The sequence below is a fragment of the Streptomyces sp. NPDC005820 genome (assembly GCF_040630255.1).
Taxonomy (GTDB): Bacteria; Actinomycetota; Actinomycetes; order Streptomycetales; family Streptomycetaceae; genus Streptomyces.
On sequence record NZ_JBEXXE010000075.1, the window covers coordinates 1 to 19,809 of the forward strand.

Here is a 19,809-nt window from a genome sequence, read left to right on the forward strand (position 1 = left end):
TGTACACGGCCTCCCCCGGGCTCGTGGGTCCGGCCGGACACGGTCACCGGCGCCGGCGACGCGTCGCCGGCGCCCGCGAGCGCCGCGCTGCCGCTCGCGGGTACCTCGACGTAGGCCGGCGCGCCCGCCGAGGTACGGACGACCTCGGCGCGGTCGTACGGGCCGGCGTTGAACACCCGGGTGCCGCCCGCGCCGAGCGCCGCGACCGCCTCCGCCGTCAGCGCCTCCAGTTCCTCGGCGACGCGCGCGTACTCGGCCTCGGCCTCACGGTGCACCCAGGCGATCGAGGAGCCCGGCAGGATGTCGTGGAACTGGTGCAGCAGCACCGTCTTCCACAGCCGGTCCAGCTTCTCGTACGGGTAGGAGTAGCCCGGCGCGTGCAGCGCGGCCGTCGTCGCCCACAGCTCGGCCTCGCGCAGCCGGTGTTCGCTGCGCCGGTTGCCCTGCTTGGTGCGGGCCTGGGAGGTGTAGGTGGCGCGGTGCAGCTCCAGGTAGAGCTCGCCGACCCAGACGGGGGCGTCCGGGTACTCCTCGCGGGCCTTGGCGAAGAACTGGTCCGGGTGCTCGATGACCACCTTGGGCGAGCCCTCGAGGTCGGCGAGACGGCGGGCCCGCTCCATGATCTCGCGGGTGGGGCCGCCACCGCCGTCGCCCCAGCCGAACGGGGCGAGCGAGCGCGTGCCGCCGCCCTTCTCGGAGTAGTTGCGGACCGCGCGGTCCATCTCCTCGCCGCTGAAGCGGGCGTTGTAGGTGTCGACCGGCGGGAAGTGGGTGAAGATGCGGGTGCCGTCGATGCCCTCCCACCAGAAGGTGTGGTGGGGGAACTTGTTGGTCTGGTTCCAGGAGATCTTCTGGGTGAGGAACCAGTCGTTGCCGGCGAGCTTGGCGAGCTGCGGGTAGGCGGCGGTGTAGCCGAAGGAGTCCGGCAGCCAGACGCCCTTGGTCTCGACGCCGAAGTGCTCGATGAAGAACCGCTTGCCGTGGATGAGCTGGCGGGCGATCGCCTCACCGCCGGGCAGATTGCCGTCGGCCTCCACCCACATACCGCCGACCGGCGCCCACTGGCCCTTCTTCACCGACTCCTGGATGCGGGCCCACACCTGCGGGTAGTTGTCGCGCACCCACTCGTACTGCTGGGCCTGCGAGCAGGCGAAGATGAAGTCCTCGTACTCGTCGGCCAGCGACGTCACGTTGGAGAAGGTGCGGGACGTCTTGCGCTTGGTCTCGCGGATCGGCCACAGCCAGGCGGAGTCGATGTGCGCGTGGCCGACGCCCGAGATGGTGTGGGCGCTGGCGTGCGCGGGGCGGGCCAGGACGGGCGCGAGCACCTCGCGGACGGCGGCGGCGCTGCCGGAGATGTCGTCCAGGTCGAGCGCGTCCATGGCCCGGTCGAGGGCGTGCATGATCTCGTGGCGGCGGGGCTCGTGCTCGCCGAGGTGGACCATCAGCTCGCGCAGCACCTGGAGGTCGAGGTCGAGGTGCCAGACCTGCTCGTCGAGGACGGCGAGGTCGGCGCGGCGGAATGTATACAGTGGACGGTCGCCTGCCGTCAGTACATCGCCGAGCAGGGTCGGCTCGGCGAAGTCGTTCGCCAGGATGTCGGGGTTGGAGGCCGCCTCGACCAGGTAGTCGATCCGCTCGCCGCCGGCCGCCGGGTTGCCGACGGGCACGTACTGGTTGAGCGGGTTGACCGCCTTCAGCGGGGTCCCGTCGGTGCGGTGGACCAGGGCCTCGGCCTGGTTGCCGGGCCAGTCGCCGACGAAACCGAGGTCGATGACGGCCTCGACCCGCCGGCCCGCCCACTCGGCGGGCACCTCCCCGCTCATCCGGAACCAGGTCGTCCCCCAGGGCGGACCCCATGGGGTGCCCATCGCGAAGGGCGCGTAGGCGGCGCCCGAGGCCTCCTCGAAGGGGACGGGCTCCCCCGGCGCCTGCCAGGCCTCGACCTCGAAGGGAACGGTGGCCGCGTAGATCGCGGGCTTGATGCGCTGGTTGTGGACGCGCTCGACGCGCTCCTCGATGCGGCGGCGTTCGTCGTGCATGGGATGTCTCCAGAAAACCGGGAAGCCGGGAAGGGGAAGCCGGGGACTCGGGAAGAAGGAACCGGGTGGGGAGAGCCGACGGGCTCGGAAAGCGCTTTCTCTCTGACGTCAGCGCCTAAGGTACGCGAGCCCCGGATGGACCTCGGTGTAGCCCTCGACGAGCCTGCGGGCGACGTTCACGGAGTCGACCAGCGGATGCAGCGCGAACGCCTTCACCGCCGTCGCCCACGACCCGGACTCGGCGGCGGCCAGCACCTCGCGCTCGACCGCCTTGACCGCGCACACCAGGCCGGTGGCGTGGCCGGGCAGCGGGTCGACCGCGACCGGGTGGGCGCCGTTGGCGTCGACGAGACAGGGGACCTCGATGACGGCGTCGGCGTCGAGGGCGGACAGGGTGCCCTGGTTGCGCACGTTGAGGATGAGCGTGGTGCGCTCGTCGCGGGCGATGGCCCGCATCAGGGCGAGGGCCACCTTCTCGTAGCCGCCGGACAGGTCGTCGGCGTCGCGCTCGCCGGCGCCCGCCGTCTCCCGGTTCTCCGCCATGTAGGTGGCCTCGCGCTCGGCGCGGGTGCGGTCCCAGGCGGACAGGGCCGCCGCACCGGGGTCGCGCATCTCCTCGTAGAAGTGGGCCTGCTGCTCGCGCAGGAACGCGCCGCGGGTCTTCTCGGCCTGCTGGTAGGCGCGGACGGCCTCGCGGTTGAAGTAGTAGTAGTGCAGGTATTCGTTCGGGACGGCGCCGAGCGACCGCAGCCAGTCGACGCCGAACAGCTTGCCCTCCTCGAACGAGCCGAGCAGGTCGGGGTCGGCCAGCAGGCGCGGCAGCTCGTCGCGCCCGGCGATGCGCAGCCCGCGGACCCAGCCGAGGTGGTTGAGGCCGACGTAGTCGATCCACGCGTCCTGCGGGTTCGCGCCGAGCACCCGGGCGATCCGGCGGCCGAGACCGACCGGCGAGTCGCAGATGCCGATCACGCGGTCGCCGAGGTGGCGGGACATGGCCTCGGTGACCAGGCCCGCCGGGTTGGTGAAGTTGATCAGCCAGGCGTCGGGGGCGAGCCGGGCGACGCGCCGGGCGATGTCGACGGCGACGGGGACCGTCCGCAGCCCGTAGGCGATCCCTCCGGCGCCGACGGTCTCCTGACCGAGGACGCCCTCGGCGAGGGCGACCCGCTCGTCGTCGGCGCGGCCCTGGAGGCCACCGACGCGGATCGCGGAGAAGATGAAGTCGGCGCCGCGCAGCGCCTCGTCGAGGTCGGTGGTGGCCGTCACGGTGGGGGCGCCGGGGATGCCGGCGGCCTGTTCATCCAGTACACGGGCGACTGCATACAGTCGACTGTCGTCCAGATCATGCAGAACGACTTCGGTGACCCGCCCCTCCGCCCGGTCACCGAGGAGCGCCCCGTACACGAGCGGCACCCGGAACCCGCCGCCGCCCAGAATCGTCAGCTTCACGCTTGCACCTTTCCTGCCACGACCACCTCGACGCCCGCCTCCTCGAAGGAGGTGCGGGTCACCGGGTCGACCGGCGCGTTCGTCACCAGCACGTCCAGGTCCTCGGGACCGCAGACCCTCGCCATCCCCGTACCCGGGAACTTCGCCGCGTCGGCCAGCAGGACAACCTTGTCACCGGCCTTGATCATGGCGCGCTTGACCGGCACCTCGACGACGGTCGTGTCCATCACCTGCCCGCCCGGACGCACTCCACTGGTGCCGAGGAAGAGCCAGTCCGCGTGCAGCTGGCGCAGGTTGTCCTCGGTGAGGAAACCGACCAGGGAGCGGTACTCGCGGCGGACCATCCCGCCGAGCAGCACCAGCTCGATGCCCTCGTCGTCGGCGAGCTCCTCGTAGACCACCAGATTGCTGGTGATCACCGTGAGGCGGCGGCCGTGCAGCTGGCGGGCGAGGCGGTAGGCGGTGGTGCCGATGTCGAGCAGGACCGACTGTCCGTCGGCGACCATGGCGGCCGCGTGCGCGGCGATGGCGTCCTTGTCGGGCACGCGCATCTCGGCGACCTCGGCGAAGGGCTGGTCGCCCTCCTCTACGACGGCCCCGCCGTGGACCCGGGTGAGCAGGCCCTCCTCCTCGAGTTTGACCAGGTCACGCCGGATCGTGGCGGGGCTCACGCCGAGTTGTTCGGAGAGATCCGTCACTGCCGCGGGACCACCGGAGCGCAGGGCCCGCAGGATGAGTTGATGTCGTCGTTCTGCCAGCACGCCGCGAACACTACTCGTCATCTTCAATCATTTCTATGCTCAGTTCTGCTCGGGTATTGACCAGACGCCGCTGGCGTCGCACGATTCCGGTCACGAAATGAAGAGTTTTGACGAGCTCCCGATCGCGCCGACAGCGCCAGCCCGTACCGACGAGAGGACGCCACCGTGGACGACGACCGGCCCGACGTACTGCTGACCGGGCTGCTCTTCTACGACCTCGTCCTCACGGGCCTGGGCAAGCCGCCGACGCCGGGCGAGGAGATCTGGACCGCCGGCATGGGCTGCGGCCCCGGCGGCATCGCCAACCTCGCGGTCGCCGCCTCCCGCTTCGGCCTGCGCACCTCCCTCGCCACGGTCTTCGGCGACGACTTCTACGGCGCGTACTGCCAGGAGGTCATCGCCGGCCAGGAGGGCGTCGACCTCTCGCTCTCCAGGGTCGCGAAGGACTGGCCCACCCCCGTCACCGTCGCCCTCGCGCACGGCCACGACCGGGCGCTCGTCACCCACGGCCAGGAGCCGCCGTACGCGCAGGACGTCCTGATGGGCGACCCGCCCGAGGCACGCACCGCGCTCGTGCACATCGAGGCCGAGCCACAGGCCTGGCTCGCCAAGGCCGCGGCGAACGGCACCCGGATCTACGCCGACGTCGGCTGGGACCCCACCCAGCAGTGGTCCACGGAGTTGCTCGAGCAACTCGCCCTGTGTCACGCCTTCCTCCCCAACGAGACCGAGGCGATGGCCTACACCCGCACCGACAGCGCGCTCGCGGCCCTCGGTACGCTCGCCGAACTGGTACCGGTGGCGGTGGTCACCCGGGGCGGCGACGGCGCGCTCGCGGTGGACCAGGCGACCGGCGAGTACGCGGACGTCCCGGCCCTTGACATCGATGTCGTGGACGCGACGGGCGCCGGTGACGTGTTCGGCGCGAGCTTCGTCGCCGCCTCGCTCGGCGGCTGGCCGCTGGAGGAACGCCTGCGGTTCGCCGTACTGGCCGCCGGACTCTCCGTACGCCACCACGGCGGAGCGCTGGCCGCGCCCGGCTGGTACGGCGTCGACCGGTGGTGGCGGTCGCTGCGGGACCCGGAGCTGAAGCGGGCGTACGGCTTCCTCGCCGACCGGATCCCGGCGGACGTCGGCCCGCCGGTGCACCACGCCCCGGTCACCCCGCCCGCCCGGCTGACCTGACCACCCCCTGCCCGTCCCCTTCCACTCCCCCCTTCCACTCCCCCTTCCCTTCCCTGCTTTCTGTCCCTGCCCGAAGCTTTACCCCTGGTTGTGCATCACGTCTGTGAAGACGCGAACAGATCCGAAAGGCGGTGGGAGCAGTTGCGGCTCTCACGTAGAGGCCTGCTGCGCGCCGGTCTGGCCGGTACGGCCGCGACCGCGCTCGGCGGCCTGGCGTCCGGCTGTGCCGTTCCGACCGGTTCGACCGGCCGGAACATGGTCCTGTGGTACTGGGACGGCGGTCTGGGCGACACCGTCGTCGAGAAGGCCCGGACCCGCTACGGCGGCACGGTCGACCTCAGGGCCATCAAGATCGGCGGCTACTACCGTTCCAAGCTGATCACCACGATGGCCGGCCGCGCCCACGTCCCCGACGTCGCGGGCCTCAAGGGCGAGGACATGGCGTCCTACCTGCCCAACGCCGACCAGTTCGTGGACCTGCGCACTCTCGGCGCGGAGAAGTACAAGAGCCGGTACCTGGCGTGGAAGTGGGACCAGGGCATCGCCGACGACGGCTCGATGATCGGCTTCCCGATCGACTGCGGCCCGGTCGCGCACCTCTACCAGTACGACGTCTTCCGCAAGGCCGGACTGCCCTACGAGCCGGCCGACGTGTCGAAGGAGCTCGACACCTGGGAGAAGTTCTTCGCGGCGGGCGAGCAGCTCAAGCGGCGCATCCCGGGGACGTATCTGCTCACCGACGTGAACTCCGTCTTCGAGAACGCGGTGCAGCAGGGCGACAAGCGGTACGTCGACAAGGACCGCCACTTCATCGGCGACCAGGAACACGTGCGCGCCGCCTGGGCGCTCGCCGTCGAGGCAAAGCGGCGCGAGATCGTCTCCGACCTGGTCAACGGCACCCCCGACCAGCTCTCCGCGATCCAGGACGGCAAGCTGCCCAGCCAGCTCGGCGCCTCCTGGGCGACCAACGACATCAAGAACGGCGTGCCGAAGACCAAGGGCCGGTGGCGGGTGGCCGACATGCCGGTCAGGCCCTCCAACAACGGCGGCTCGTTCCTGGCGATCACCAAGGCCTGCCGGGAGCCCGAGCAGGCGTTCCGGATCATCACCTGGATGCTGGACGCGGCCAACCAGGCGCAGGGGTACGTCGACGCGGGTCTCTTCCCGTCCACGCCCGCCTCGTACGGCCTGAAGCAGCTGCGCGAGCCCGACGAGTTCTTCGGCGGCCAGGTCACCATGGACGTCTTCGGGCCCGCCGCGCAGAAGATCGCCGTCGCCTACAACAGCCCGTACGACGTGGCGCTCGGCCAGCCCATCAAGGACGAGATCAAGAACGTCGGCGTCCTCGGCAAGAACCCCGAACAGGCATGGAAGGACGCCATGAGCAAGTGCCGGCGGATCGCGGACCATCTGGGGGTGAGCCACTGATGGCCACCGCACTGGAGAAGCCCACGGTCACCGTGGAGTCCGCCCCCGCTCCCCCGCCCCACGGCGGGTTCCGCAAGTACTGGCATCTGTATGCGGCGATCTCGCCGTTCTATCTGCTCTTCGTCTGCTTCGGCCTGGTCCCGGTCGGCTTCTCGCTGTATCTGTCCTTCCACCGGTGGGACGGGCTCGGCCCGATGGAGTGGGCCGGGCTGTCGCAGTACCAGTACCTGCTGGGCGACAGCGACTTCTGGAGCTCGATCGGGAACACGATCGTCATCTGGGCGCTGGCCACCTTCCCCATGATCTTCCTGGCGATGGTGACGGCCGTGCTGCTCAACTCGGCGGTCCGGTTCAAGAACGCCTATCGGTTCGCCTTCTTCCTGCCGAACGTGACCTCCGTCGTGGCGATCGCGATCATCTTCGGCTCGGTGTTCTCCACCAACTTCGGCCTGGTCAACGCCCTGCTGCAGGCGGTCGGACTGGACCAGGTGGCCTGGCTGAACACGCCCTGGGGCATCAAGGTCGCCATCGCCACGCTGATGACCTGGCAGTGGACGGGATACAACGCGATCATCTTCCTCGCGGGATTGCAGACAATCCCCGGTGAACTGTATGAAGCCGCCCGTATGGACGGGGCCGGTCCGGTGCAGACGTTCTTCCGGATCACGCTGCCGATGATGCGGCCCGTGCTGCTCTTCGTGCTCGTGATCTCCACGGTCACCGGTCTGCAGAGCTTCTCCGAGCCGCAGGTCCTGCTGCAGAACACCTCCAACGACTCGACGTTCTCCGGCGGCCCCGGCCACGCCGGCCGGACGATGGTCCTCTACTTCTTCCAGCAGACCTTCGACAACAACGACTTCGGCTACGGCGCCGCCGTGGCGTGGGGCATCTTCCTCGTCGTCGTCCTCTTCTCGATCATCAACTGGCGTCTGGTGCAGCGCCGGGGCGAAGACTAGGAGGCCCCACCCCCATGGCAACCATCAAGGGTTCCCGGCGCCGCGCGCTCGCCCTGCACGCGACGCTGGCCGCCGGCGTGCTGCTCTCGGCCTTCCCGTTCTACTGGGCCGTGATCATGTCGACGCACACATCGAGCGAGATCTTCTCCTACCCGCCGAAGCTGCTGCCCGGCAGCCACTTCGTGGAGAACCTCCGCCATCTCCTCGACGCGATCGACTTCTACGGCTCGATGGCCAACTCGCTGCTGGTGGCGGGTTCGGTGACGTTCCTGGTGCTGTTCTTCGACTCGCTGGCGGCGTTCGTCTTCGCCAAGTTCACCTTCCCGGGCAAGCGCTTCCTGTTCGCCTCGCTCATGATCATCTTCATGGTGCCGGCGCAGCTCTCGGCCATCCCGCAGTTCGTCATCATGGCCAAACTCGGCTGGATCGGCTCGATGACCTCGCTGATCGTGCCCGCCGCCGCCAACGCCTTCGGCATCTTCTGGATGCGCCAGTACATGAAGAGCGCCATCCACGACGAACTCCTCGACGCCTCCCGCATCGACGGCGCGAACTTCCTCCGCCAGTACTGGCACGTGGCCCTGCCCGTGGTCCGCCCCGGCCTGGCCTTCCTCGGCATCTTCACCTTCATGGGCCAGTGGAACGACTACGCCTGGCCCCTCATCGCCCTCACCAACCCGGACAACGTCACCCTCCAGGTCGCGCTGTCCCAGCTCAACGGAACCCACGGAACGACGGACTACGGAATGGTCATGACCGGCGCCCTGCTCGCGCTCATCCCCCTGCTGATCGTGTTCGCGGTCGGCGCCCGCCAGATCATCGGCGACCTCGCCAAGGGAGCGATCAAGTGACCGATCCCCTGCTGACGCTCCGCCCCTGGACCGCGCCCGAGGTGACCTCCTGGGGGCGGCTGCCCATGAACGCCGTCGACCGGCGCGCCGGAGCACACTCCCTGGACGGCGACTGGCGCTTCCAGTTGCTGCCCGCTCCGGACGCGCCGGTCGGCGGTGCGTGGTCGACGACGGCTGTGCCGGGCGTATGGACCATGCAGAATACGGACGACCCGCTGCGGTCGACGGTCGACCTTCCGCAGTATCTGAACATCCGTATGCCGTATACAGAATTCCCTCCACTGTCGCCGGTCGACGACAACCCGACGGGTGTCTACGAGCGGGAGATCGACATCCCCGCCGACTGGACCGGCCGCCGCATCGTCCTCCAGGTCGGCGCCGCCGAGAGCGTGCTGCTGGTGCACGTGGACGGGCGGCCCGTCGGCATCTCCAAGGACTCCCACCTCGCCGCCGACTTCGATCTCTCGGACGTCGTAGGCCCCAGTGGCCGGCACACCCTCCGGCTGACCGTCGTCAAGTGGTCGGACGCCTCGCACATCGAGGACCAGGACCACTGGTGGCACGGTGGCATCACCCGTTCGGTGCTGCTGTACGCGACGGACCCGCTGCACCTGGCCGATGTCGCCGTGCGCGCCTCCCGGGACGGGGAACTGGTCGTCGACTGCCGGGTGCGGGACGCGGGCGGGGCGCTGCCGGAGGGCTGGTACGTCAGCGGGGAGCTGGACGGGCTGGCGCTCGCGCAGGACACGGAGTTCGACCGCGCCAACGCCGAGGACGAGCGGGTCTCCGCCTTCCTCGGCGAGGCACGGATGCACACGAGCGTGCCCGAGGTGCGCGCCTGGACCGCCGAGACGCCCGAGCTGTACGGCCTGACGGTGCGGCTGCACCGCGCCGACGGCAGCGTCGCCGACAGCTCACGGCACCGCGTCGGCTTCCGCGACGTCGAGATCGTCGGCCGGGACCTGCTGGTCAACGGCGAGCGGATCTACATCCGGGGCGTGAACCGGCACGACTTCCATCCGCTGACCGGGCGGACGGTGTCGTACGACGACATGCGCGCGGACCTGGTCCTGCTGAAGCGTTTCGGCTTCAACGCGATCCGCACCGCGCACTACCCCAACGACCCGACGCTGTACGACCTGGCCGACGAGCTGGGCTTCTACGTGGTCGACGAGGCGGACATCGAGTCCCACGACCACGCCCATGAGATCGCCGACGACCCGCGCTATCTGAACGCGTTCGTGGACCGGGTGTCGCGGATGGTGCTGCGGGACAAGAACCACCCCTCGATCATCATCTGGTCCCTCGGCAACGAGTCGGACTACGGCGCCAACCACGACGCGGCCGCGGGCTGGGTGCGCCGGCACGACGCGACCCGGCCGCTGCAGTACGAGGGGGCGGCCAAGCGCGGCTGGGCGGACCCGGACCTCGCCTCCGACATCGCCTGCCCGATGTACGCGCCGCTGGAGGACTGTGTGGCGCACGCACTGTCCGGGGAGCAGACCAAGCCGCTCATCCAGTGCGAGTACTCGCACGCCATGGGCAACAGCAACGGCACGCTGGCCGACCACTGGGCCGCCATCGAGGCCACCCCGGGTCTTCAGGGCGGATTCATCTGGGAGTTCTGGGACCACGGAATCCTTCAGTCCGTGAACGACGGAAGACCGGTCGGGCGTGGGGGCGCCGGGCTCTACGACAACGGTGTCACCGCTCCCGGCTACCGCTGGGCGTACGGCGGTGACTTCGGCGAGAAGGACCACGACGGCGCGTTCATCGCGGACGGAGTGGTCTTCCCCGACCGCACCCCTAAGCCCGTCATGTTCGAGCACCGTGAACTCGCCGCGCCGATACGGCTGGAGCTGTACCGGCACGAGGGGCTGGTCGTCTCCAACCACCAGCACTTCCGGGGCCTGGAGTGGCTCTCGGGCGAGTGGGAACTGGCGCTCGCGGACGGCCGTACGCTGACCGCGCCCGCCGGACTCCCCTCCCTGCTCCCTGGCGAGACTGCGGTGGTCCCGCTGCCGCCGGACCTGCCCGGGGACGGCGGTGAGGCATGGCTGACGCTGCGCGTGACGACCGCCGAGGACCTGGCGTGGGCACCGCGCGGCACGCAGGTGTGCGCGCCGCAGGTGCTGCTGCGCGCGGCCGTGATGGCCGAGGACCCGCCGGTCCCCGGCGCCGTCGAGGTCGACGCGGACGGGCTGCTGGTCCATCCGCTGCTGACCGCCGGGCCCACGCTGTCCCTGTGGCGGGCGCCCACCGACAACGACGAACTGGGCGGCATGGCACTGCGCTGGCGGACCTGGGGCCTCGACGCCCTGGTGCGCAAGGTGGTGTCGGTGCAGCGCGACGGCGATGCCGTGACCGTGCTCGCGGAGTACGCGGGCACCACCGGCGTGGTCCGGCACCGGCAGGTGTTCACCCCCGTCGAGGGCGGGATCCGGGTGGACGAACTCGCCGAGCTGCCCGAGGAGTTCGACGATGTGGCCCGGGTCGGGACGGTCTTCGAGACGGTCGCCGGACTCGACCGCATGGAGTGGTTCGGGCAGGGCCCCTGGGAGTCCTACCCGGACCGCAGCGGGGGCGCCCCGGTGGGCCATCACGCCCTGGCCGTCGATGAGTTGTTCACCCCCTATCTGCGTCCTCAGGAGAGCGGCGGCCGGCACGGCGTACGGCGCTTCACGCTCCGCGGGCCGGACGCACCGGGTCTCGCGGTCACCCCGGACGAGCCCCGGCAGGTCTCCGTCACGCGCTACCGCGCCGACGATCTGACGGCCGCCGCCCATCACGACGAACTGGTGCCGCGCGCGGGCTGCGTGGTGCATCTCGACGCGGCGCACCGGGGCCTCGGCACGGCCTCGTGCGGTCCCGACACCTTCCCCTCCTACCTCGTCGCGCCGGGCGTCCATCGCTGGAGCTGGACCCTGCGCACCCTGTAACCCCCCATCACCGCAAGGACTTTCCCCGGCTCTCCCCTACGGAGCACACGTGTGTACTTCGCATGCCCATGAACCGTGCGAGGCCGCGCAGGCCGGCGCCGGACGACGCAGCTTCCTGCGGGCCACGGCGCTGCTCGGCGCCGCGGCCACGGCCTCGGTCGCGCTGCCCCCGGCCGCCGCCGAGGCGGCCGCGCAGGCGACCTCGGCCGCCTGGCGTCCGGACACCGCAAGCCGCCGCTTCACGCTCGCCGTGATGCCCGACACCCAGTACCTCTTCGACGGTCCGAGCATCGACAAGGCGCCGGTCGAGGCGTCCCTGCGGTACCTCCTGGAGCACGGGGGCGAGCGCGACGAGAACATCGTGTTCCTGTCCCACCTCGGCGACCTCACGCAGAACGGCGCCGCCGCCGAATTCACCGCGATCGGGGAGGCGTTCGAGCTGCTCGACCGGCGCGGGGTCGGCTACAGCGTCCTGGCCGGCAACCACGACGTGAAGTCCTCGACGACCGACCAGCGCGGGTCGACCCCGTACCTGGACACCTTCGGTCCGCGCCGGTTCCGGGGGAAGTCCTCCTTCGGCGGGGCCTCTCCCGACGGCTACAACACCTTCCACCAGTTCCGGGCCGCCGGGCGGCAGTGGATGGTGCTGGCGCTGGACTGGCGGCTGTCGGAGCAGGGGTACGCCTGGGCGAAGGACGTCCTGGCCGCCCACCCCACGACACCGGTCGTCCTCACCACGCACGAACTGGTCGTCGAGGACGACTCGTTGTCGGCGTACGGGCAGCAACTGTGGGACCGGCTGATCGAGGACCACGACCAGATCTTCCTCACCCTCAACGGGCACTACTGGCCCGCGGGCCGGGCAACCCGCAAGAACGCGGCGGGCCACGACGTCCACCTGCACCTGACGAACTATCAGAACCGCTATTTCGGCGGCGCGGCGATGATCCGCCTGTACCGCTTCGACCTCGACCGGAACGTCATCGACGTGGAGACCGTCTCCCCGTGGATCCTCGGCCGGGCCGCGAAGGGGCTCAACGAGCTGGAGCGGCAGGAGATCGAACTCAGCGGTGACGCCGACCGGTTCTCCGTGGACATCGACTTCGCCGACCGCTTCTCCGGCTTCGCTCCGGAGCCGGCCCGCCCCGCGCGTCCGGCCTCGAAGGTCCTGGTCCGCGACACGGTCGCCTACTGGCGCTTCGACGGCCACGAGGACGGTACGACCGTCTCCGGCACCGTCCACGACCTCTCCGGACGCGGCAACGACCTCACCCTCGTCACCGTCGGCGGCGGCACCCTGGGCTGGTCATCGGACCACCATCCCGACCAACCCGGCCACGGCAGCCTGGAGTTCCGCGGCTACAAGTCCCCCCTCAAGGGCGCGTACCTGCGCACGGTCGACGGCGCTCCCCTCAACTCAGCAACGTTCGAGGACGGTTACACCCTCGAGGCGTTCTACCGCCTCCCGGCCGACTGGGACCCGTCGCACCACGCCTGGTCGGGACTGGTCAGCCGTACCGGCACCGGTGGCGCGGCGGGCAAGACCGGCGACGACCCCGACGAGCCGCTCGCCACGCTGTCGCTGTCCAACGACCGCGAGCCGCAGTGGGCGATGCGCCCGCTGAACCAGGAGGGCATCGCCACCAACTGGGGCCAGGAGACCCCGCTGGAGACCTGGTGGCACCTCGCGGTCGTCAACGACGGCGGGCACACCACGCTGTACGTCGAGGGCTGCCCGGTCGTGCGCAACCCCAGGGCGAAGGCCGTGGGCATCACCTCCGTCGGACTGCCGTGGCTGCTCGGCGGCTACGAGTACGGCGGGACGATCGACCAGATCCTGCACGGCCGCCTGGGCGACGTCCGGATCGTCGCACGGGCGCTGCCCGTCTCCTCCTTCATGAACCACTGACGCCCTCGAAGAGGACTCACACCACCATGACCGAGCAGCAGCTGCCCGAGTGGGCCGACCCGTCAGTCTCCCCCGCCGACCTCGACGCCCAGGGCGTCTCCCGCCGCGGACTCCTGCGCCGCGCGGGTCTGTTCGGCGCCGCGTTCGCCCTCGGCCCGGCCGTGACGCCCGCGTTCGCCGCCTCCGACCGCGGCCTCGGCGGTCACGACCCGCGCCTGGCCTACCTCGTCGGCGACCACCACGTCCACTCCGTCTACAGCCACGACGCCAAGTACACGTTCTCCCAGCAGGCCCGGGCCGCCGCCCGGTTCGGCCTGGACTGGATGGTGTTCAACGAGCACTCCAACTTCGGCCACGCCCACTACGGCGCCGCGCTGGAGCACCAGGAGATCCTCAAGGCCCGCGCCGCGAACCCGCGCCAACTGATCTTCCAGGGCCTGGAGTGGTACATCCCGGCCGCCGAGCACTGCACCGTGTTCGCCGCGCCGGGCGCCCACGAGGTCGACCTGCTCACCCAGTTCGAGCTCGCCTACGACGGCAAGCTGCTCGGCTACACCGAGGGTTCCGCCGGCGCCGCCGACACCGCCCGCAACGAGGCCCACGCCGTCAAGGCGATCAAGTGGCTTGCCGAGCAGCGCCGTTCGGGCTACGTCGACGACGTCCTCGTCCTCGCCAACCACCCGCTGCGCCTCGGCATCGACTCCCCGCACGAGATGCGCAACTGGCGCGACGCGGCCCCCGAGATCATGATCGGCATGGAGGGCGCGCCCGGCGCCCAGGGCGCGGCCATCCCCGGCTGGCGCAGTTCCACCTCGATCCGCGGCGAGTACGAGAACAAGCCGTCGGCGCAGTCGTGGGCCGGGTACCCGGCGAACGCCTACCTCACGTACGGCGGTTTCGACTGGGCGACCGCGACCGTCGGCGGACTGTGGGACGCGATGCTGGCCGAGGGCCGACTGTTCACGATCACCACCAACTCCGACAACCACCGGACCGTCTTCGACACCTGGAAGAACGGCGACTGGCCGGCCGGTCAGAACTTCGACAACACCGGCAAGCTGCCCGACCCGGTGAACACGGACACCGCGCAGCCCGGAAGCGACTTCTGGCCCGGCGAGTTCAGCCGCACCCATGTCGGTGTGACCCGCTACGGCTACCGCGCGGTGATGGAGGGCCTGCGGGCCGGCCGCGTCTGGCTCGACCACGGGCATCTGCTGGACGGGCTGGACGTGCGGGTGAAGCGGGACTGCGACGGCGGCCGGGGCGTCACCCTCGGCGGGCGGCTGCGGGTCCGCAAGGGCGAGCGGATCACGCTGTACGTCACCGTGACGACCGCCTCCCGGCCCAACTCCCAGGGCGTGCTGCCGGAGTTGGCGCACGTGGACGTGATCCGGGGCGCGGTGCGCGGCCCGGTGACCGACCGGGACACGTGGAAGGCGCCCGACACGAAGGTCGTCCACACGGACGACGTGTCGGGCCGCAAGGGGACGTACACCCTGCGCATCCCGCTGACCGTGGGGGACGAGTCCTTCTACGTCCGGCTGCGCGGCAGTGACGGCAACCGGCACGGGGCGGGCTACCTCGGCGCGTCCATCGACCCGCACGGCCCGATCCCGCACGAGCCGGGCAACGGCGACCCGTGGGCCGACACCTGGTTCTACTCCAACCCGGTCTTCGTGGACGTAGTCCGCTGACGGCGCCCCCGAAAGGGGCGCGGGGAACTGCGCGACCGGCCACGACGGTTGCGCAGTTCCCCCGTTTTTCTAGGCGTAGAAGCGGGACAGGCTCTGCAGCACAGCCGCCGGCTTGGCCCCGCCCTCGATCTCGATCGCCCCGTCGACGGTGATCTGCACGCCGCCCGGCACGTCCTCGACCTCGGCCAGCTTGCCGACCAGGCGGATCCGGGAGCCGACCTTCACCGGCGAGGGGAAACGCACCTTGTTCAGGCCGTAGTTGACCTTCGTCGTCACTCCCTGGACGTCCAACAGCTCGGTGAACAGAGGGATGAAGAGGGACAGCGTCAGGTAACCGTGGGCGATGGGGGCGCCGAAGGGGCCCGCCGCGGCCTTCTCCGGGTCCACATGGATCCACTGGTGGTCGCCGGTCGCGTCGGCGAACGTGTCGATGCGCTCCTGAGTGACCTCGATCCACTCGCTGGTGCCCAGGTCGCTGCCGGCCAGCTTCTTCAGCTCGTCGAGGCCGTTCACCGTGATGCTCATATCGCTTTCCTTAGCTAAGAGTTGGTGCCGAAGCGCTGGCGCACCCGGGCTTTGAGGAGCTTTCCGGAGGCCGTGCGCGGAAGTTCGTCCGCGACCACCACCGACTTGGGGATCTTGTACTTGGCGAGCCGCCCGGCCAGGGAGGCCAGCACCTCGTCCGGGTCCAGCGCGGCGCCCTCACGGAGCACCACGACCGCGCGCGGCACCTCGCCCCACTTGTCGTCCCGCACCCCGATGACGGCGGCCTCGACGATGTCGGGGTGGGAGAGGAGGAGGTCCTCGATCTCGGCGGGGTAGATGTTCTCCCCACCGGAGATGATCATGTCCTTTATACGGTCGACGATGTACACGTAACCGTCGTCGTCGACCTTCGCCGCGTCCCCGCTGCGGAACCAGCCGTCGGTGAAGGAGGCGGCGGTCTCCTCGGGCAGCCCCCAGTAGCCCGGCATGACGTGCGGACCGCGGACGAGCACCTCGCCCGTCTCACCGGGCGCGACCGGGCCGAGGTCGGGGGCGAGGACGCGTACGTCGCTGAAGAAGTGCGGCACTCCGGCCGAGCCCGCCTTGCTGATCGCGTGCTCGGCGTCCAGGTACAGCGTGCCGGGGGACGCCTCCGTCATGCCGTAGCCCTGGAGGAAGGTGAGCCCGCGTTCCTGGTAGGCGGCGATCAGCGGGGTGGGGACCGGGGAGCCGCCGCAGGTCAGGATGCGCAGGCTGGACAGGTCCGCGCCGGCCCAGCGCGGATGCCGGGCCACCTGGTCGAACATCGTCGGCACCCCGAACATGAAGGTGATCCGGTGCCGTTCGATCAGGTCGAAGGTGGCCTCCGGGTCGAAGGCCTCGACCAGGACGCAGGTGCCGCCCTTGAGGAACACCGGGAGCGTCAGCATGTTCAGGCCCGCCGTGTGGAACAGCGGCGCCGAGACCAGGGCCCGCTCGTCGGCGATCAGGTCGGTGTCGACGAGGACGTTGATCGCGTTCCAGGTGAGGTTGCCGTGCGTGAGCATGGCGCCCTTGGGCCGGCCGGTCGTGCCCGAGGTGTACATGATGATGCAGGTGTCGTCGGCGCCGACGGGCTCGTCGATCGGCTCGTCGGAGGCCGAGGCCAGCGCGTTCTCGTACTCGGCGCCGACCTCGACGTACGACCGCACGTCCGTGCTGCCCGGCAGTCCCGCGACCAGGCCGGCGTGCGAGGGGCCGTAGACGAGGGCCTTGGCTCCGGAGTCGGCGAGCTGGTAGGCGATCTCGGGGCCCGCGAGGCGGGTGTTGAGCGGGACGAAGACCGCGCCGAGCGTGCCGGCCGCGAACAGGGTCTCCAGGTAGGAGGGGTGGTTCGGGCCGAGGTAGGCGATGCGGTCGCCGCGTCGGACGCCCCGGGCGCGCAGGGCGTGGGCCAGTCGCGTGACGCGTGTATGCAATGTGCGGTAGTCCGTCGACTGCTCACCGTGGACCAGGGCGGTGCGGTGCGGGGTCTTGCGTGCCCGGCGTGCGGGCCACGACCCCAGTCCCTCGTTGCGCATCTGCCACGCCCCTTATGGTCTCGTCAGCCCGAGCAGCCGGGCGGCGTTCTCCTTGAGGATCTTCGGCTTCACCTCGTCCTTGATCGTCAGCTTGTCGAAGTCGGCGAGCCAGCGGTCGGGGGTGAGGACGGGGAAGTCGGAGCCGAAGAGGACCTTGTCCTTCAGCAGCGTGTTGGCGTACTGCACGAGCTGCGGCGGGAAGTACTTCGGCGACCAGCCGGACAGGTCGATGTGCACGCCCGGCTTGTGGGTGGCGACGGCGAGGGCCTCGTCCTGCCAGGGGAACGACGGATGCGCCAGGATGATCTTGAGGTGCGGGAAGTCGGCGGCGACGTCGTCGACGTGGAGCGGGTTGGAGTACTTGAGGCGGATGCCGCCCCCTCCCGGGACCCCGGCGCCGATGCCCGTCTGGCCGGTGTGGAAGAGGGCGATGGTGCCGGTCTCCTCGATGACCTCGTACAGGTCGTACGCCACCGACCGGTCGTTGGGGAAGAAGCCCTGGATGCTGGGGTGGAACTTGAAGCCCTTCACCCCGTACTCCTCGACCAGGCGGCGCGCCTGCTTCACGCCCGCCTTCCCCCGGAAGGGGTCGATGGAGGCGAAGGGGATGAGGACGTCGGCGTTGGCGGCGGCGGCCTCGGCGACCTCCTCGTTGGGGACGGGCGCCGTGCCGGTCGCGGACTCGGCGTCCACCGTGAAGATCACGGCGGCCATCTTCCGCTCCCGGTAGTAGGCGGCCGTCTCCTCCAGGGTGGGCTTGCGCTTGCCCTCCACCTTGAAGTAGGCGGAGGACGCGTCGTGCAGGTCGTCGTCGAGCGACGAGTGCCCCTTGGAGGACACCTCCGCGTGGGTGTGCACGTCGATCGCGACGAGTTCCTCGACATTGAGGGTCGTCATGGGTCAGGCCTCCGGGAACTTGGGCGCCGGAATACCGACGGTCTGCAGTTCGGCGCCCACCGAGGTGGGGAAGGCGGCGGCCAGGCTCTCGGGGGTCCAGCCGCCGTCGGCGTAGGCCGCCTTGATCTCCTGCGGATGCGACCAGAGTGCCACCTTGTCGCCGCCGATGCCGATGGCCTGGCCGGTGACGCCCCGGGCGGCCTCGGAGGCGAGGAACGGCACGAGCGCGGCGCAGTCCTCGGGGGTGCCGAAGCCCTCGCCCTTGCGCAGGAAGTCCGGCAGCGGCTCGCCGCCCCGCATGGCCTCGATGTACGGGGCGAAGGCGGGGATCGTCTCGGTCATCGCGGTCGCGGCGACCGGCACGATCGCGTTGACGGTGATGTTCGCGCGGCCGAGCTCCATGGCCCAGGTGCGGGCGAAGGCGGCGATGCCGGCCTTGGCGGCGGCGTAGTTCGTCTGGCCGAAGTTGCCGCGCTGGCCGGCCGGGGAGCCGACCAGGATCAGCGTGCCGCCCTCGCCCTGCTCGCGCATCCGTACGGCGGCGGCGCGGGCGCAGGTGAAGGTGCCCTTGAGGTGGGTGGCGATCACCGCGTCGAAGTCGTCGTCGGTCATCTTCCACAGCACCTTGTCGCGCAGGATGCCCGCGTTGGTGACCAGGACGTCCAGCCGTCCGAACTCCTCGACGGCGCGGTTCACCAGCCGCTCGGCGGCCTCGCTGGTGCCGACCGGGACCACCTCGGCGACGGCCGTCCCGCCGGCCTCCACGATGGACTTCACGGCCGCCTCGGCCACGGCCTCGTCGACGTCGTTGATCACCACGCGGGCGCCGTGCGCGGCGAGAGCCTGGGCGTACGCGAGGCCGAGGCCCCGGCCGCTGCCGGTGACGACGGCGACCTTGCCGGTGAGATCGATGCTGGTCACGAGCGAGTCCCTTCAGAAAGAGCCATGACCACGAGGGGGTCACGTGGAGCGGCGGGGGGTACGACTGCGAGATCGAAGCTAAGAGCAATAATTGTTGACGTCAATAGTTGTTGTCCACCTGTGGGTGGGTCATGCTGGAATCTGTACGACACACCGCCCCCACCGGCCGTACGGGGGCCGAGCCCAGGGAGCCCGCCATCGCCCGCCAGGACAACGCAGTGAACGCCGCCGCCCCGATCGACGGGAACGAGCCGTGGATGCGGGGACTGCACGCGGACACGGGCTATCTGCTCTACCGACTGGGCCTTCGCTCGGGCCAGCTCTTCAACTCCTTCCTGCAGGAGTCGGGGCTGCGGCTGCGCCACTACGCCGTGCTGCGCTTCCTGGCCACGGCCGAGGGCGCGCTCCAGCGCGAGCTCAGCGCACGGCTCGGCTACGACCCGAGCGCGATCGTCGGCCTGGTCGACGACCTGGAGAAGCTGGGCTTCGCCGAACGCCGGCCCGCCCCGGACGACCGGCGCAGCCGGATCGTGGTCCTCACCGAGGACGGCCGCGCCTTCCTGCGCGGCACCGACGAGGCAGGACTGCGCGTGACGAACGAGCTGCTCGGCCCGCTCGGCCCCGCCGAACGCGACACCCTGCACACGCTGCTGCTGCGGGCCGCCGAGGACGGGCTGAGCTGATGCCACGGGGACGACGGGGGCAGCCGGAGCGGCCGGCGGGAAACGGGGC

15 protein-coding genes are annotated in these 19,809 nt (G+C 70.4%); 8 read left to right on the forward strand and 7 right to left on the reverse strand.

All coding sequences use genetic code 11. The annotated features are described in order from the left end of the window. The 3 genes from ABZ464_RS48835 to ABZ464_RS48845 form a co-directional block, all read right to left on the reverse strand. Positions 1-2,042, reverse strand: a 2,042-nt coding sequence (locus ABZ464_RS48835) for an alpha-mannosidase (protein WP_359288841.1), incomplete at its 3' end; no start/stop codon positions are given. 108 nt (positions 2,043-2,150) lie between these two features. Then, on the reverse strand, positions 2,151-3,491 hold the full coding sequence (locus tag ABZ464_RS48840) for a 6-phospho-beta-glucosidase (protein ID WP_359288843.1): 1,341 nt from the start codon (positions 3,489-3,491) through the stop codon (positions 2,151-2,153). After that, positions 3,488-4,252: a DeoR/GlpR family DNA-binding transcription regulator gene (locus tag ABZ464_RS48845; protein ID WP_359288845.1), complete on the reverse strand. Its 765-nt coding sequence runs from the start codon at positions 4,250-4,252 to the stop codon at positions 3,488-3,490. Before ABZ464_RS48845 ends, ABZ464_RS48840 begins: the two co-directional genes overlap by 4 nt. Positions 4,253-4,417: 165 nt before the next feature. Between ABZ464_RS48845 and ABZ464_RS48850 the strand changes: the two genes are divergently transcribed. From ABZ464_RS48850 to ABZ464_RS48880, 7 genes are all read left to right on the forward strand, one after another. Then, positions 4,418-5,437 (forward strand): carbohydrate kinase family protein, encoded by a 1,020-nt coding sequence (locus tag ABZ464_RS48850; RefSeq protein WP_359288847.1) that lies wholly within the window; start codon positions 4,418-4,420, stop codon positions 5,435-5,437. A gap of 141 nt (positions 5,438-5,578) precedes the next feature. Next, complete coding sequence (locus tag ABZ464_RS48855; protein WP_359288849.1) at positions 5,579-6,865, forward strand: extracellular solute-binding protein; 1,287 nt, start codon at positions 5,579-5,581, stop codon at positions 6,863-6,865. Next, complete coding sequence (locus ABZ464_RS48860) at positions 6,865-7,821, forward strand: sugar ABC transporter permease (RefSeq protein WP_359288851.1); 957 nt, start codon at positions 6,865-6,867, stop codon at positions 7,819-7,821. The genes ABZ464_RS48855 and ABZ464_RS48860 overlap by 1 nt, the downstream gene beginning before the upstream one ends. Positions 7,822-7,835: 14 nt before the next feature. Further along, a complete protein-coding gene (locus tag ABZ464_RS48865; protein WP_359288853.1) occupies positions 7,836-8,672 on the forward strand; it encodes a carbohydrate ABC transporter permease in 837 nt (278 codons plus the stop codon). Then, entirely contained in the window at positions 8,669-11,611 is a 2,943-nt protein-coding gene (locus ABZ464_RS48870; protein ID WP_359288856.1) for a glycoside hydrolase family 2 TIM barrel-domain containing protein, read from the forward strand. The genes ABZ464_RS48865 and ABZ464_RS48870 overlap by 4 nt, the downstream gene beginning before the upstream one ends. A 49-nt stretch (positions 11,612-11,660) precedes the next feature. Further along, on the forward strand, positions 11,661-13,520 hold the full coding sequence (locus tag ABZ464_RS48875) for a LamG-like jellyroll fold domain-containing protein (protein WP_359288858.1): 1,860 nt from the start codon (positions 11,661-11,663) through the stop codon (positions 13,518-13,520). 26 nt (positions 13,521-13,546) lie between these two features. After that, the gene (locus ABZ464_RS48880) at positions 13,547-15,214 is read left to right on the forward strand and encodes a histidinol-phosphatase (protein ID WP_359288860.1); all 1,668 of its coding nucleotides are present in this window, start codon (positions 13,547-13,549) and stop codon (positions 15,212-15,214) included. A gap of 69 nt (positions 15,215-15,283) precedes the next feature. Here the strand turns inward: ABZ464_RS48880 and ABZ464_RS48885 are convergent, their stop codons facing one another. The 4 genes from ABZ464_RS48885 to ABZ464_RS48900 are packed head-to-tail and all read right to left on the reverse strand — an operon-like array spanning position 15,284 to position 19,077. Beyond that, entirely contained in the window at positions 15,284-15,739 is a 456-nt protein-coding gene (locus tag ABZ464_RS48885) for a MaoC family dehydratase (RefSeq protein ID WP_358995703.1), read from the reverse strand. Between the two features lie 14 nt (positions 15,740-15,753). Further along, positions 15,754-17,259, reverse strand: coding sequence for an o-succinylbenzoate--CoA ligase (gene menE / locus ABZ464_RS48890; protein WP_359288862.1), 1,506 nt, complete (start codon positions 17,257-17,259; stop codon positions 15,754-15,756). A 12-nt stretch (positions 17,260-17,271) separates the two neighbouring features. Continuing rightward, on the reverse strand, positions 17,272-18,156 hold the full coding sequence (locus ABZ464_RS48895; RefSeq protein ID WP_359288864.1) for an amidohydrolase family protein: 885 nt from the start codon (positions 18,154-18,156) through the stop codon (positions 17,272-17,274). A gap of 3 nt (positions 18,157-18,159) precedes the next feature. After that, positions 18,160-19,077 carry an SDR family oxidoreductase gene (locus tag ABZ464_RS48900; RefSeq protein WP_359288866.1) on the reverse strand — a complete coding sequence of 306 codons (918 nt, stop codon included), beginning with the start codon at positions 19,075-19,077 and terminating at the stop codon, positions 18,160-18,162. Between the two features lie 131 nt (positions 19,078-19,208). Here ABZ464_RS48900 and ABZ464_RS48905 point away from each other — a divergent pair, with 131 nt between their 5' ends. Then, a complete protein-coding gene (locus ABZ464_RS48905; RefSeq protein ID WP_359288868.1) occupies positions 19,209-19,760 on the forward strand; it encodes a MarR family transcriptional regulator in 552 nt (183 codons plus the stop codon). The last annotated feature ends 49 nt before the right edge of the window (positions 19,761-19,809 follow it).

What these genes read in the sequence shown, in the direction of transcription:
- menE (WP_359288862.1), bottom strand. Translation starts at nt 17,259, where the DNA reads ATGCGCAACGAGGGACTGGGGTCGTGGCCCGCACGCCGGGCACGCAAG.
- ABZ464_RS48880 (WP_359288860.1), top strand. Translation starts at nt 13,547, where the DNA reads ATGACCGAGCAGCAGCTGCCCGAGTGGGCCGACCCGTCAGTCTCCCCC.
- ABZ464_RS48865 (WP_359288853.1), top strand. Translation starts at nt 7,836, where the DNA reads ATGGCAACCATCAAGGGTTCCCGGCGCCGCGCGCTCGCCCTGCACGCG.
- ABZ464_RS48895 (WP_359288864.1), bottom strand. Translation starts at nt 18,156, where the DNA reads ATGACGACCCTCAATGTCGAGGAACTCGTCGCGATCGACGTGCACACC.
- ABZ464_RS48905 (WP_359288868.1), top strand. Translation starts at nt 19,209, where the DNA reads ATGCTGGAATCTGTACGACACACCGCCCCCACCGGCCGTACGGGGGCC.
- ABZ464_RS48860 (WP_359288851.1), top strand. Translation starts at nt 6,865, where the DNA reads ATGGCCACCGCACTGGAGAAGCCCACGGTCACCGTGGAGTCCGCCCCC.
- ABZ464_RS48885 (WP_358995703.1), bottom strand. Translation starts at nt 15,739, where the DNA reads ATGAGCATCACGGTGAACGGCCTCGACGAGCTGAAGAAGCTGGCCGGC.